Origin of the sequence: Mesorhizobium muleiense (assembly GCF_900099905.1) — a bacterium.
GTDB lineage: Bacteria > Pseudomonadota > Alphaproteobacteria > Rhizobiales > Rhizobiaceae > Mesorhizobium > Mesorhizobium muleiense.
This window is the reverse complement of sequence record NZ_FNEE01000016.1, coordinates 99,548-113,756: the sequence shown is the minus strand read 5'-3', so window position 1 is coordinate 113,756 and position 14,209 is coordinate 99,548. Positions and strand designations below refer to the sequence as shown.

The 14,209-nt window shown below is 61.3% G+C and carries 13 protein-coding genes and 3 pseudogenes; 15 read left to right on the top strand and 1 reads right to left on the bottom strand.

Annotated elements, in window-relative coordinates; translation table 11 throughout:
• The first annotated feature begins 4 nt into the window (after positions 1-4).
• From BLT09_RS23790 to BLT09_RS23740, 11 genes and pseudogenes are all read left to right on the top strand, one after another.
• On the top strand, positions 5-733 hold the full coding sequence (locus tag BLT09_RS23790; RefSeq protein WP_208602533.1) for an NADPH-dependent F420 reductase: 729 nt from the start codon (positions 5-7) through the stop codon (positions 731-733).
• A 46-nt stretch (positions 734-779) separates the two neighbouring features.
• On the top strand, positions 780-1,733 hold the full coding sequence (locus BLT09_RS23785) for an SDR family oxidoreductase (RefSeq protein WP_091597435.1): 954 nt from the start codon (positions 780-782) through the stop codon (positions 1,731-1,733).
• A 72-nt stretch (positions 1,734-1,805) separates the two neighbouring features.
• On the top strand, positions 1,806-2,426 hold the full coding sequence (locus tag BLT09_RS23780) for an NADPH-dependent F420 reductase (RefSeq protein WP_091597432.1): 621 nt from the start codon (positions 1,806-1,808) through the stop codon (positions 2,424-2,426).
• A gap of 140 nt (positions 2,427-2,566) precedes the next feature.
• Positions 2,567-3,676 carry an epoxide hydrolase family protein gene (locus tag BLT09_RS23775; protein ID WP_091597429.1) on the top strand — a complete coding sequence of 370 codons (1,110 nt, stop codon included), beginning with the start codon at positions 2,567-2,569 and terminating at the stop codon, positions 3,674-3,676.
• 10 nt (positions 3,677-3,686) lie between these two features.
• Positions 3,687-4,328, top strand: a complete 642-nt coding sequence (locus BLT09_RS23770) for a DUF6088 family protein (protein WP_236473656.1) — start codon at positions 3,687-3,689, stop codon at positions 4,326-4,328.
• Between the two features lie 411 nt (positions 4,329-4,739).
• Positions 4,740-5,105, top strand: a complete 366-nt coding sequence (locus tag BLT09_RS23765) for a VOC family protein (RefSeq protein ID WP_091597538.1) — start codon at positions 4,740-4,742, stop codon at positions 5,103-5,105.
• 476 nt (positions 5,106-5,581) lie between these two features.
• Positions 5,582-6,514 (top strand): LysR family transcriptional regulator, encoded by a 933-nt coding sequence (locus BLT09_RS23760; RefSeq protein WP_091597426.1) that lies wholly within the window; start codon positions 5,582-5,584, stop codon positions 6,512-6,514.
• A gap of 192 nt (positions 6,515-6,706) precedes the next feature.
• Positions 6,707-7,090 (top strand): annotated as a pseudogene (locus BLT09_RS35860) (EamA family transporter); the annotation flags it as partial.
• Positions 7,091-7,606: a DMT family transporter gene (locus BLT09_RS23755; RefSeq protein WP_139172667.1), complete on the top strand. Its 516-nt coding sequence runs from the start codon at positions 7,091-7,093 to the stop codon at positions 7,604-7,606. It begins immediately after the preceding pseudogene.
• A 7-nt stretch (positions 7,607-7,613) separates the two neighbouring features.
• Positions 7,614-8,111: a DsbA family protein gene (locus tag BLT09_RS23750; protein ID WP_091597419.1), complete on the top strand. Its 498-nt coding sequence runs from the start codon at positions 7,614-7,616 to the stop codon at positions 8,109-8,111.
• A gap of 211 nt (positions 8,112-8,322) precedes the next feature.
• Positions 8,323-8,511, top strand: a pseudogene (locus tag BLT09_RS23740) (3-oxoacyl-ACP reductase); the annotation flags it as partial.
• Between the two features lie 90 nt (positions 8,512-8,601).
• Here BLT09_RS23740 and BLT09_RS23735 read toward each other — a convergent pair.
• Positions 8,602-9,798, bottom strand: coding sequence for an ROK family transcriptional regulator (locus BLT09_RS23735; RefSeq protein ID WP_167366519.1), 1,197 nt, complete (start codon positions 9,796-9,798; stop codon positions 8,602-8,604).
• A 142-nt stretch (positions 9,799-9,940) separates the two neighbouring features.
• On the opposite strand from BLT09_RS23735, the gene BLT09_RS23730 reads away from it, so the two are divergent.
• The 4 genes and pseudogenes from BLT09_RS23730 (at position 9,941) to BLT09_RS23715 (ending at position 14,199) form a co-directional block, all read left to right on the top strand.
• The gene (locus BLT09_RS23730) at positions 9,941-11,206 is read left to right on the top strand and encodes an ABC transporter substrate-binding protein (RefSeq protein WP_091597413.1); all 1,266 of its coding nucleotides are present in this window, start codon (positions 9,941-9,943) and stop codon (positions 11,204-11,206) included.
• A 55-nt stretch (positions 11,207-11,261) separates the two neighbouring features.
• Positions 11,262-12,197, top strand: coding sequence for a carbohydrate ABC transporter permease (locus tag BLT09_RS23725; RefSeq protein WP_091597534.1), 936 nt, complete (start codon positions 11,262-11,264; stop codon positions 12,195-12,197).
• Positions 12,190-13,092, top strand: coding sequence for a carbohydrate ABC transporter permease (locus BLT09_RS23720; RefSeq protein ID WP_091597411.1), 903 nt, complete (start codon positions 12,190-12,192; stop codon positions 13,090-13,092). The genes BLT09_RS23725 and BLT09_RS23720 overlap by 8 nt, the downstream gene beginning before the upstream one ends.
• Positions 13,093-13,102: 10 nt before the next feature.
• Positions 13,103-14,199 (top strand): annotated as a pseudogene (locus BLT09_RS23715) (ABC transporter ATP-binding protein).
• Positions 14,200-14,209 lie beyond the last annotated feature (10 nt).

Sequence of the window (14,209 nt, the reverse complement as noted above, 5' to 3'; positions counted from 1 at the left end):
ATCAGTGATCCAGATATACGGATCAGTGGTCCACAAGTGTATATGGAGCCGGAGGCGCTTTCCGGCAACCCGAAAAGCGAAGTCATGGGAACACGAACATGAGCACTATCAGCATCATCGGCTCAGGCGGTATGCCGCAGCGATCGGCGATCTTGCCGCCAAGGCCGGACACACCGTCGAGGTGATGAGCCGCGACGCCACCAAGTCGCGGGCGCTGGCCGAGCAGGTCGGAGCCGGCGCGACGACCGGAACGTTTGGCGCCGCCCCGGTCGGGGACATTGTCATCCTGGCGGTTCCTTATTCGGCCGTTCTCGACGTGGTGAAGCAGTACGGCGAAAAACTGGCAGGCAAGCTCATCGTCGACATCACCAACCCCATCAAATCCGACTTCACGGGTTTCTTGACTCCTGAAGACAGTTTCGGCGCGCAGGAGATCGCCAAGGTTGCTCCTGCCAATGCTACTATCGTCAAGGCGTTCAACACCCAGAACGCCCAGGTCTTGGCTGCCGGTCCAATCGGGGGCCATCCATTGGACGTGTTCATCGCCGGGGACGACTCTCAGGCGAAGGCGCGCGTCTCGGCGTTCATCGACAGCCTCGGGCTACGTCCGATGGATACCGGGCGGCTGATTATGGCGCGGACGCTGGAGCACGCCTGCATGCTGTGGCTGGGCCTCATGACCCGCTCCATCAAACATACCAACTTCTCAATCCGCGTCAGCCTCCTCGGCTGAGCCCGCGGCACCACGTCTCGCATCACATTACCCAAGGAGCAGCAGCATGCGCGTTTTAGTTACTGGCGGGACCGGTCATATCGGTTCGCACATCATTCCCGAGCTCATCGCGGCCGGACATGAGGTCATTGGCCTGGTCCGGTCGGACACGTCCGCGACGGCGGTGTCGGCGCTCGGCGCCAAGGTACGTCGCGGGGATATCACCGACCTCGACGGGCTCAAGGCGGCGGCGGCGGAGTCTGACGGCGTCATCCACGTCGCGCACAGGCAGGATCTGCTTCCGTCCGGCGGGATCGACGCCGTGGCCGCCGCGGAGCTCCAGATCATGCTCGCCTACGGCGAGGCGCTGGCGGGGACCGGAAAGCCGCTCGTCGTCTCGGGGAGCATCGGCTCGCCGGGGTGGGAAGGCCTGGGCCGGCCAGCCACCGAGAAAGATCCGGCTCTTCCCGGCGGCGAAGCATACAAGGGCACCCTGCGGGTTCGTAACGCCGTGGAACTCGCCGTGATCGGCCTCGCGGAGCGGGGCGTGCGGTCTTCGGTCGTCCGAATTCCTCCCATCGCGCACAGCACGACCGATGCCGGCTTCCTCCAGCTGCTGATCGGTCTCGCGAAGGAGAAGGGCGTTATCGGTTACCCCGGTGACGGCGCGAACCTCTGGCCGGCTGTGCATGCCCGCGACCTGGCCTCCCTTTTCCGCCTGGCGCTGGAGAAGGGGCCGGCTGGCAAATATTGGCACGGGATTGAGGGCGACGGCATCCGGTTCCGCGAGATCGCCGAGGCCATTGGCAGCCGTATGGGCATGCCCGCCGTGCCCATCCCTGCGGACGTACTGATGCTGCCTGGCTTCTTCGGCTTTCTCGCGAATTTGGTCACGCTGGACCTTCCGGCGTCCAACGCCATCACCCGCCAGACTCTCGGCTGGTATCCAGGTCAGCCGGGCCTGATCGAGGACCTCGACAACGGCCATTACTTTCCGGCGGGTCGTATCGCGATCCCGTAATTCGTCAAACCAATAAACGGATCCCCCGTCTAGCGACCACCAGCAATACCCCCACTCAATAGGAGACTACACATGAGCACTATCAGCATCATCGGCTCAGGAACGATGGCCGCCGCTATCGCGGTCCGTACCGCCAAGGCCGGACACACTGTCGAGGTTGTCAGCCGCGACCCCGCCAAGGCGCGGGCGCTCGCCGACCAACTTGGAGCTGGAGCGACCACTGGGATATACGGAGCCGCCCCCGCGGGCGACATCGTCATCCTCGCCGTGCCGTACAGCGGTGTAGCGGCGGCGGTAGCCGGCTTTGGGAAAGCGCTCGATGGCAAGGTGATCGTCGACATCGTCAACCCGGTTACCCCCGACCTCTCCGGCCTCGTCACGCCCCACGGCAGTTCTGGCGCGCAGGAGACCGCAAAGGGCCTCCCCGCCGGCGCGCATGTTGTGAAGGCGTTCAACACGATCTTTGGTCACGTGCTTGCGAAGGGTGGACGCCTCGACGCGTTCATCGCAGCCGACGATGCGGAGGCGAAAGCGCGCGTCTCGACGTTCCTCGAAAGTCTCGGGCTGCGTCCGCTCGACGTGGGCGGCTTGCACATGGCCCAGACGCTGGAGGCGCTCGGTTTGATGATGATTGGCCTCGCCAAAAACGGCGCCGGCACCTGGGACTTCGCCATGAACGTCGATATCGGCTGAATCACCGACATCAGCCCTCACCGGCAGATCCGCAATACCACTGGAAGCAAGTCATCTCACGTTTGGAGCGGACATCGGAGGTCAATTCGAATTGGACCAGTCGGCCGGTCTTCTGCTGCACTACAGCCAAGGAATCAATCATGATCACTCCCTTCCAGATTCCCTATGATCCGGACCAGGCCGCTGACCTTCGTGGCCGCCTCGCACGGACGCGTTGGGCCGACGCGGTAACTGACGACTGGACCATGGGAACCGAGCGCGGCGTCCTCAACCAGTTCATCGATTTCTGGCGTGACGGCTATGACTGGGCACAGCGGCGAGATCGGCTCAACCAGCTGCCTCATTTTCGGACGACGGTCGATGGCCACGGCATACACTTTCTGCATTTTCGCAGCGGACAAAGTGGATCGATCCCGCTACTGCTGATGAACGGTTGGCCGTCCAGCTTCGTGGAGTTTCAGCGTATAGCGCCGCTGCTTACCCGGGGAACGCCGGCGTTCGATGTCGTGATCCCCACCATGCCCGGCTTCGGCTACTCGGACAGGCCAACCCGGCCCTACGAGGCGGAGCCCAGTGACCTTTATCCGAAGCTAATGACGATGCTGGGCTATGGGCGGTTCGTCGTGGCTGGGACTGACATCGGCTCCGGCCTTGCCACCCGGATAGCGCTTCGGCATCCGGCGCGTTTGCTGGCTCTCCATGTCTCGACGGTCGCGCCGAAGCCGATTCCAGAAGATGCGTCGCCCCTGTCGAAGGCCGAGATCGACTATGACGAGCGCCTCCAACTGTGGAGCCGGGAGGAAGGGGGCTATCAGGCGATCCAGAGCTCGAGGCCACAAACTCTCGCCTTTGGGCTTGCCGACAGTCCTGTTGGCCTGGCCTCGTGGATTGTCGAGAAGTTCCGGGCCTGGACGGACTGCGATGGCGACGTCTTCTCTGTCTGGCCACTCGAAGACCTGGCTGACACTCTGACGATCTACTGGATGACCAACACGATCGGGTCGTCTGTCCGCTACTATTACGAGGCCGCCCGGCTGCGGCCGCCGCTGCGGGCGGATGACTTCGTGCATGTCCCCACCGCCGTCGCGATGTGGCCACATGATCTGGCGCTCGCGCCGCGCGAGCGGGCCGAGCGGCTCTACAATGTGCAGAGTTACACCGTCTTTCCGCGTGGCGGGCATTTTCCGGCCTGGGAAACGCCGGAACTCTACGCCGACGATTTGCGAAAGATCGCGCTCGCCGCGATCTGAACGAACAAGCGTGTTCCGCTTCACTCACGAGCGGGCACGGCTCGTGGAGATTGCCCGCCAGCGGCGTGCCGAGCAGGCGCGGCTGGCCAAGCTCGAAGAACAGCGGGTGGAATATCTCGATCGCAAGCTGGCGCAGGCAGAGCAGCGTGATCGACTACGGACGTTTCTGATGACGCTTCCCCCTGACTCCATCTCCGAGGAAGCGTCTGTTCGCTCTATCACCGGGCGGTACGGCACGAGGGCTCCTTCGGTCGAGCAGGCAGTCCAGGCATTTGCGAGGCAACAAGGCGAAATCGTCGTACCGAGCGGCGCTGCCGCAGCCAATATCCTCGGCCTTTCCACACAAGTGCCAGTCCGGTCGGTCTATCTTACCTCGGGGCGTTCGCGATCCATGAGTTTCGGCAAGCAGGTTGTTGAGCTTCGACACGCCCCACGCTGGCAACTCGCCCTTGCGGACCGACCGGCTGGCGTCGCGATCCGGGCGTTGGCCTGGCTGGGACCGGAGAGCGCGGATACTGCCCTGGGAACATTGAAGCGCACTCTCTCGCCACATGACTTCAGCGAACTCGCGTCCGCCGCGCCGCAGTTGCCAACCTGGCTTGCCCAGGCCGTTGGGAAGGCTGCATATGGCAGATGCCCTTCTCAACCTTGATGCAGGATCAAAACATCCGGCGCTCTCGATAGGTGGCGAAAGGTGCGTTTCTCGAAAACGCTGAAATTTGGCAATGAAATCAACAGCCAGCCTTTCGCAACGGTACAGCTGACGGTAGTCTTTGAGAGTGAGATTTTTTACGTGAGCAATTTCAACATGTTAGCTATATCGCGAACAATCGAGTGGGAGTGAAGAGAGTACTGTAGAGTAGAGCGGGATAGGAGAGGATGCGAAAGCGAATTGGGGCCCGGCGATAGCCGATAGAAATCGAGCGACGCGATTCCACAGGCCGTGGACGGCTAAGCTGTGTTCTCATTAGTCGGCTGGCTGACTGTCGGCCCTGATCGTCAGGGCCGGCCAGGCAACCACATTCGCATTGGTTCATTTTCTATGGTGAAAGGAGGACGGATTATGGCATCCATCCGGTACATTGTGACGGACATTGACAGTTCGGTCGTGTTCTATCGCGACAAACTCGAGTTCAAGGTTGACATGCACAACCCTGGCAAGTTCGCGGCGCTCATTCGCGATGATTTCACGCTCTACCTTAACGTTCCGGGGGCAGGCAGTGGGGGAAGTGCTGGCGGTAAACCAGAGCCCGGCGGATGGAACCGATTCATAATCGTCACGAAAGATCTAGACGTCCTCGTCGGCCGGTTGAACGATGCTGGCGCCAAATTCAGAGGAGAAATTAGCGAGGCGGGCGCTGGTCGCGCCAGGCTTCTGGAAGATCCGTCGGGCAACCTCGTAGAACTGTTTGAGTTCAAGAAGAAATGACCGGCGGCATCTTGGGTGGCTGGTCCGTCAAGATCCAACGAAAGCTACCAATGAATCTTGCCAAGGCAGTCCGAAAGTGACACTGCCATAGCAAGTGCCGCCGGTCGACATCCTCAGGTGAGAGGACACTCGAGCGATAGCAGTCGATAGCTTCTGGGCGACCCGCAGATCTGCCGCTCTGTCGGGCGTCTCCCCGCTCTTCGAACGGCGCCCATACGCCGTCAGGCCCACCCAACCTTCGCGTCTTTGTGGCTTCAAATAATCGGTCGCGCGCTCGAAGAAGTTAGCGCGCGCGACCTTTTCTGGCGTCGATCACACGGGGTAGATCGATTACTGCTCCTTCTTGAACAAATCCTGGAAGATCAGATGGCCGCAGGTGCGGCCGCGAGCGGACGCGAGGTGGCGGGAGTCCACTTGGCTTAAGCCGGCAACTGAAGAGCATCTCTCGACTCATAATGCTCTTTGTAATATAAATAATGCGCATGAATATTCCTGATATCGAGGCTTTTGTGGCCTTGGCGGAGACGGGCTCGGTCAACCGAGCGGCTCTCCGCCTCAATTTGACCCAACCGGCCGTCACGAGGCGAATCCAGAGCTTCGAGGCAGCGATGGGTGGCGCTGTCCTGCTTGATCGCCGTAGCAAACCATCAACCCTGACGCCTGAGGGGCGACGCGTGTTGGAAAGCTGTCGGCAAGTCCTCAAGGCGATGGCTGAATTGAAATTGAACGCATTGGGAGGACCTCTGTCAGGCGAGATTCGCCTCGGTATCGCGCATGGGCTGGCGGAGAGAGCGCTCGACGGTCCCATCGATGCGCTCAGACAACGCTTTCCAAGCATTCGTCCGCGGGTGATATCGCACTGGACGACATGGCTGATCGAGCAGGTTCGCAACGGCACGCTGGATTGCGCTGTCGGCCTAGTCGCCGATGACTCTACCGTGCCTTCAAGCATTCACTCCACGGCCATCGGCATCGAGCGGATCGTTGTGGTTGCAGCGAGTGAAGCCGTAATATCCTCGCCCAAACGGTGTCTCAGCCTGCGGGACCTTGCTGGATCGGACTGGATCCTCAATCCGCAGGGATGTGGCTATCGGGACGCCATTCAAAGAGCATTCGACCAGACAAGCATTCCATTGCGGATTGTTGCGGAGGTCTTCGGCCATGATTTGCAGCTCTCGCTTGTATCGCGCGGCGCAGGCCTTGGCCTGGTTCCACGGCGACATATCAACAACAGTCCTTACCGGCGTCGACTGCGCGTTCTCAAGCTCACGGATTTTGACTTTCAGGTAGCTATCGCCATGCTGCACGGCGGCACCTTGGGTCGGCTCGCACCGGTCATCGAGCATTTTCAGTCCGCGCTCAGAACTGACGCAGAGGGTAATGCAAATGGCGCATCATTAAGATCATGAATATGCATTTGAGGATTGTTTCCTTCTGGGCGATATTCGCCGTGAACGATAGAATTGGCTCTCAACGGTGGCGAATCCTTTCTCCCAGATGTTTTCCGGCAAGAGAAATGCCCTCAAGATGGAGACATCGACATGGGACAGCGCTGCCGGCAGCACGCCGGAGCGACAAGCTACCGTAAGAGCGTCTGATGACTGGCGAACGGGCCTACTCCTCGGCTGCCTGGGTTTGCGTTCAGTGGTACACTGCCGGCGACGCGGCTCGCAGTCCCGGTATTCGGTCCGACGATCCTCACCTGTAGCCGAATTTTGATAGCGGCGGTCTTGGGAATCTTCGCTCTGCTGCTCATGCGGCAGCGTCGCTGGCCTCACAGGAGCGAACTTCTCGGTATTCTTTGGACTGGCTTGGGATTGGCTGTGGGATACCCCTTTTTTCTGGCGCTGGCGCTTGAGCGAGTGCCGTCCGCGCATGGCGCTGTGGTTGTAGGATTGGCCCCAGCCGCAACGGCCATTATCTCGGTGGTTCGCACGGCGGAACGGCCACCTTGGCGATTTTGGATTGGATGTTGGACGGGGGTTTTGGCAGTCGCCGCTTTCGCGATCTATCAAGGTGGAAGACATATCGAGCTCGCCGACGGTTGGCTCGTTTTAGCGATGCTGAGTGTCGGGCTCGCCTATGTGGAGGGCGGACGCGTCTCACGTGCGTTCGGCGGAACCGCGACTCTGTGCTGGGCGATGATCTTACTGGCGCCTCTCGCCGCGATTCCGCTTGTCGTCGAGGTCCATGCCCGGACGTGGGGGACGATTCCTTGGCAGGCCTGGACTGGCTTCTGGTATGCGGGCGTCGTCAGCATGTTCCTGGGCTCGGTAGCCTGGTATCGCGGACTGGCCGCCGGCGGGATCGCTCGGATCGGGCAGTTGAATCTCGCGCAGCCACTGCTCGCATTGCTCTGGTCAGCCGTTCTACTGGGCGAGCGGATCACGTGGCCGTTCGTCGTCACCGCCTTCGTGGTCATTGCCTCCATGGCCGTATGCATCAAGAGCCGTGTGGCGGTGGCTGCGTCTGCGGCCGGAACGCCACCGGACACGAGGTGACAGCAGAATGGGAGAAAAAGTATCTACCGATAACCCGGCTATGCTCGAATTCTGGTTCGATTTCGCGAGCCCTTACTCCTACCTTGCAGCATCGCGAATCGAAGACCTCATATCTTCCGCACCTCTCAAACTTGTTTGGAAACCTTTTCTCCTCGGCCCCATTTTCAAAAGGCGAGCGTCCAATTCATCGCCTTTCCAAGAGGCTGGCCCCGATGAAAGGCGCTATCGCCGCCGTGATGTCGAACGGCTGTGCGAAATGTACAGGCTCCCGCTATTGTGGCCGTCAAACTATCCCCGTGGCAGTCTCCTAGCCACGCGCGTCGCGCTCATTGCCGCCGCAGAAGGGTGGTGTGGGACATTCGCCCGAGCAATCTTCAAGGCCAATTTCGCGGAGGATCAGAATATCGGAAGTGAAGTCGTCATCACTGATATTTTGAACGTTCTTCGGCGGGACGCCGGAGAGATCGTGGCGAAAGCGGCGCTGGCGCGAAGTAGAATAGAGTAGAAGAGGACAGCCAGGGGAAACTGTTATGCGGCTCCGCGGCCTCTGGCAAGTGAGTCGTCCCGATCGACCCGAACAGCGAACGACGAAGCAACCCAAAGGGGTAGCAAAAAAGATGACGCTGGAGTGTATCAATCCGCGCGATCTACCGACCCCAACGACCTATACTCAAGTCGTCGTCGCAAGGGGCACCAAGCTCATATTCGTCGATCTCCTGCCGCTGGCAGAGACATGGGGCCAAGAGGCTGACGTGCCCCCGCTGACCAACGCGCTCGCCCGCTTCGGAACGCCGGAGGAAGACATCGCGCCTGTCGTGCTGTTCCTCGCGAGCAAGGATGCACAGTTCCTGACGGGCTATACGCTCACCCCGGATGGCGGCTCGATCATCGACAGTGGGCGCTGAGCCGCAATGGGCGCCCAGCTGCGTCCATGCGTTCAGCGACCTTCGCGAGCGATCGCCCTGGGGAAACGGCCCACTCGGCGAAAAGTCAAATCATTGCAGCCGGCTGTTGTGGCGCAGCACCAGGCCGACCGCGCCGAGCAAGGCATCGTTCTGCGTGTGCTTGCCAACGATTATCCGCGTGCGCAGTGCGGGCGCGATATCGCGGGACTTGATGAGAGTGTGGCGTTCATATGACGTGATCAGCGGTGCCAGGAGAATGTCGCCTGCCAACGCCATGCGGCCCCCGATGATGATGAGTGGCGGATTGATGACCGAGCCGATCAGACCAAGACCACGGCCGGCGAAGTCCGCGGTGTCCTCGATCATTCGCAGCGCCCCGACGTCGCCCTGCTCAGCCATCATGATCACCTCGTCCATCGTCACCGGTCGCCGCACGATGCGCGAAATCTGCTCGAGCGGCCGGGCAAAACTCGCATAAAGCTCCAGGCATCCGCGATTGCCGCACCGGCAAAGATCGCCGCCTGGATCGATGCTGATATGCCCGAATTCGCCGGCGCCGCCGGCGATGCCGGTCACCAGCCGGCCATGCTGGACTATGGCCCCGCCGACCCCGAGATCGATCTTGAACAGGACGAAATCGTCTTGGCCGACGGCCGCGCCCCACATCAGCTCGGCGATGGCCGAGCAGTTGCTCTCGTTGTCGGCGAAAATCGGCTGTTCGAGAACCGGCCCGAACACATCGCGGATGTTGACCCCAGCCCAGGTCGGAACAATACTCGCACGCTGCACCACGCCTTCGCGGCTGACAGGGCCCGAGACGGAAACCCCAACCCCCAGGAGCCCCGCCATCGGCAGACCGTTCTCTTCGTAGCATTGGGCAATTGCTGATTTGGCGAGCTCGGCCGCCTGTTGTGGCTGGTAGTCCAGGCCCATGGGAAGAGTTTGTTCGGCAATGACAGAATGCGAGACGTCGGCAACGATGCACCGCATCTCATCGAGGCCCAGATGGATCCCGACGCAGGTGCCCGCGACAGGATTGAGCGTCAAGGTCGCGGCAGGCCTGCCAATGCCCCTGGCCCCGTCGTGATGGGCCGAGGATTCGATCACCATTCCGGATTTTTTCAAGCCATTGAGCGCCGTTGAGACCGTCGAGCGCGCCAAGCCGGTGATATGCGCGATTTGCGAGGCAGAAAGCACGCCGCGCTCACGCAGGCAGCGCACGATCAGGCTCTCCGGTGATGCGGAGGGCCTGTCGATCAGCCAGTTTCTAAGCGAAGGTTTGTTCATGATGAGCACAAAGGACGTTGACTGATAGCTCAAATATGTCATCTTGGAAAGAACGGAGATACTGCATCTCCCTCTGCGACGAACTCGAATTGCGTCCACAAGCGGTCGATACGAACCGTTCATCACTTATGGGAGTGAAACGATGGAATATCTGAGGACGGCCGTTGCGGCCGCTGCGGCGTACACCCTTGTTGCGGGAGCCGCGTTCGCTGAGCCCAAGACCAACCTGTTGCATCAATGGGCGTCCGGATCGGACGCTCAGGCTATTGCCAAGCTCGGTGAGATGTTTACCGCCAAGGGTGGCGCCTGGCAGCAGACCTCCATCGCCGGCCACACGGCCAACACGCTGGCGAAACTGCGCGCCGACGTGATCGCCGGCAATGCACCCCCAGCGGTGCAGCTCAAGGGGCCCGAGATCGCCGAATGGAACGAGACCGGCATGACCGCCAATCTCGACGAACTGGCGACAGCGGAAAATTGGGAGAAGGTCGTCGCTCCCGAATTGCTGCCGGTGATGAAGCCGACCGGCAGCTGGGTGGCGGCGCCGATGAATATCCATCGCATCAACTGGCTGTGGGCATCGCCGAAGGTCATGCAGGAGGCAGGCGTCGCCGAGGTGCCGAAGACCTGGGCAGACTTCAACGCCGCCTGCGACAAGATCGTGGCATCGGGCAAGATCTGCATCTCGCACTCGACCGCCGACTGGACCGATTCGACGGTGTTTGAGGTCGTCGTCTACGGAATGGATCTCGATCTCTTCAAGAAAGCCTTCGTCGAGGGTGACGTCGACGCGATGCGCAGCGACGGCATGGTCAAGGCCTTCGAACAGTTCCGCACCATGACGACGAAATATATGGACCCCGGCATGAACGGGCGCGACTGGGATAGCATGTCGCATCTGGTCGGCCGCGGCGAGGCCGCCTTCCACATCATGGGCGACTGGACGCTCGGCCTGCTAACGGCCGGCGGCTTCAAGCAGGGCACCGACTATGTCTGCGCCCAGGCGCCGACTGACTGGGGCAAGCCGGGCTTCATCCTGAATTCCGACTCGGTCGTGTTCTTCCAGCAGAAGGATCCGGAATACGTCGAGGGGCAGAAACTGCTCGCCAGCACCATCCTGTCGCCCGAGTTCCAGACGGTTTTCAATCAAACCAAGGGCTCGATCCCGGCCCGTCTCGACGTCGATCTTTCGAACGGCTTCAATCCCTGCCAGCAGCTCTCCCAGAAGGATCTGCAGGCGTCGATCGATGGCGGCACCCTTGTCCGGTCGATGGCGCATAACATGACGATCCCGCAGAAGGTGCGCGGCGCGATCATGGATACCGTCACCGAATTCGTGGCGACGCCGGACATGACCGCTCAGGACGCAGCCAGCGCGATGGCCGATGCGGCCGAAGCGCAGATGTGAAGACGCTGCCGATGATGTCGCGCGTCGCCCGGCCCCGACTTCGCCGGAGCAGAAGATGTCAACGCGTGACCTGACCGTACCGGTTGCGGCTACCGCAACCCCGTGGCGACAGCGCCTGGGCACGATGGTGCCCATTCTGGTGCTGGCGCCGTCGCTTGCGGCGAGTTTCATCTACGTCTTCGTCTTCACGCTCTGGACGCTCTATCTCTCGCTCTCCAGTTCGTCGCTGATGCCGACCTATGGCTTCGTCGGTCTGGACAATTACGCTTCGCTCTGGGCGAACCGGCGCTGGAACATCGCCTACACCAACCTTTTTCTGTTCAGCGGCTTCTATATCGTCGGCTCGATGGCCATCGGACTGCTTCTGGCGATCCTGATCGACCAGCGCGTTCGCGGCGAGGCGGTCTGGCGCACCATCTTCCTCTATCCGCTGGCAGTCTCCTTCATCGTCACCGGCACGGTGTGGAGTTGGCTCTATAATCCCGTCGACGGCATCCAGGCTTTCGTGCGGGGGCTCGGCTGGACCGACTTCAGCTTCGCCCTGACGGCCAACCGCAACACCGCAATCTATGCGGTGATCATAACCGGTATCTGGCAGTCGTCCGGCTTCGCAATGGCGCTTTTCCTGGCTGGCCTGCGATCGGTCGATCCGGATCTCATCAAAGCAGCGCAGATCGACGGTGCGTCGGTTTCCCGAACCTATCGGAAGGTCATCCTGCCGACGATCGCCCCGATTTTTCTGGCGGTGGCCGTCATCCAGATCCAGTTCGCCATCAAGACCTTCGACCTGGTGGCGGCGTTGACGCGGGGTGGGCCAGGTGTGTCGACTACCTTCCCGGCGATCTATGTCTACGACCTGATGTTCCAGCGTGGGCAGATCGGCGAGGGTGCCGCCGCGGCGATGATGATGCTCGCGGCCCTCGCGGTTGTGCTGGTGCCCTATTCCTTGTGGATCGTTTGGCGCAGGCGGGCGGAGGGCCGCAATGGCTGAAATCGCCGCCGACGCCCGGCATGATCCCGAAGCGGCCGCGGCTACGCGGCGATATTTCTGGGGTCGCTTCCTTGTCTATGCGGTGCTGACGCTTTTCGCCGTCATCTACCTTGCACCGCTGCTGGTCGTCGTCTTCAACTCATTGCGGGAGCAGTCCGACATTGCCCGCAACGGCCTCATCTCGCTGCCGCGCAGCTTCCGCCTCGACGCGTGGGCGCAGGCTTGGGGCACTTATTGCGTCAGCGGCACCTGCGAAGGCATGAAGCGCAATTTCTTCAATTCGCTCTGGATGACGATCCCAGCAACGCTCATCTCCACGCTCCTCGGCGCCATGAACGGCTATGTGCTGTCGAAATGGCGTTTCAAGGGCTCGGAAATTCTGTTCAACCTGATGCTGCTCGGCGTCTTCATGCCAGGCCAGATCTCGCTGATGCCGTGGGCGTTCCTGCTCGGCAAGCTCGGCCTGACCAATTCGACATACGGGCTGGTACTAATACACGTCGTCCAGGGCATCTCGTTCACCACCCTGTTCTGCCGCAACTTCTACGTCAGCATACCCGACGATCTTATCAAGGCGGCACGCATCGACGGCGCCGGCTTCTGGCGGATTTTTCGCAAGATCATCCTGCCCCTGTCGCCGCCGATTTTGATTGTCACCGTCATCTGGCAATTCACCGGTATCTGGAACGAGTATCTGTTCGGCGTCGTCTTCACTTCCGGCCAGCAGCAGCCGATTACGGCGGCATTGGTCGCGCTCACTGCTGGCGGCACGACCGCCCGCGCTTACGATGTGATGAGCGCAGCCGTGCTGATCGGCGCGCTGCCGCCGCTGCTGATCTACCTGTTCGGTGGAAAATACTTCGTGCGCGGCCTGACACAGGGCGCCATCAAATGAGGCATCGCCCATGTCCGCGCTGATGATCCGCGACCTTCACAAGAGCTATGGCGGGCTCGAGATTCTGGCCGGCATCAATCTCGAGGCTCGAACCGGGGAGTTCGTCGCCCTGGTCGGCCCCTCCGGCTGCGGCAAATCAACCTTGCTCGCCATGATCGCCGGCCTGGAGACCGTCACCTCGGGCGAGATCTGGATCGGCGACCGGCTGGTCAACTCCGTGCAGCCCAAGGACCGTGACATAGCGATGGTGTTCCAGTCATACGCCCTCTATCCGACCATGACGGTGCGCCAGAACATCACCTTCGGCATGGAGAGCCGAGGCGTGCCCAAAGCGGAGCAGGCGGAAGCCGTAAAGCGGGTTGCCGCACTCCTGCAGATCGAGCAGCTGCTCAACCGCAAGCCTGGGCAATTGTCGGGTGGGCAGCGGCAGCGCGTTGCGATGGGGCGCGCCCTGGTACGCGATCCAAATTGTTTTTGTTCGACGAGCCGCTGTCCAATCTCGACGCCAAGCTGCGCGTCGACATGCGCACCGAAATCAAGAAGCTTCACCATCGCGTCGGCAAGACGACGGTGTACGTCACTCACGATCAGGTCGAGGCGATGACGCTCGCGTCCCGCATTGCGGTGATGAACCAGGGCTCGGTGCAGCAGTTCGACACGCCGAAGCGGATCTATGACCGGCCGACCAACATGTTCGTGGCCGGTTTCATGGGATCGCCGGCGATGAATTTCATTCCCGCCCGGCTTACCGGCTCAACCAGCATCGCAGTGCGCGCCGCTGACGGCGGCGACGCTACTCTTGCCCTTGCCGCGCCACTGCCTGTCGGTGCGCCAAAGGATGTGGTGCTCGGTGTTCGGCCCGAACACATCTACCGTTTCACGGCGGACCTGAAGTCGCGCAAACCTGCTGTCGAGTCCATGCAGGCGCCGGTCGAACTGGTCGAGCCGACCGGCGCCGAGACGCTTGCCGTCCTCAGGCTAGGCGACCTGGAGATCACCGGCCGATTCGAGCCGGATGACGCTCCCGTCATGGGCGAGACGATAACGCTCGGCATCGACATGTCGCGCGCCTGTCTGTTCGATCCAGCAACCAGGGCGCTTCTGTGATCTGATGTCC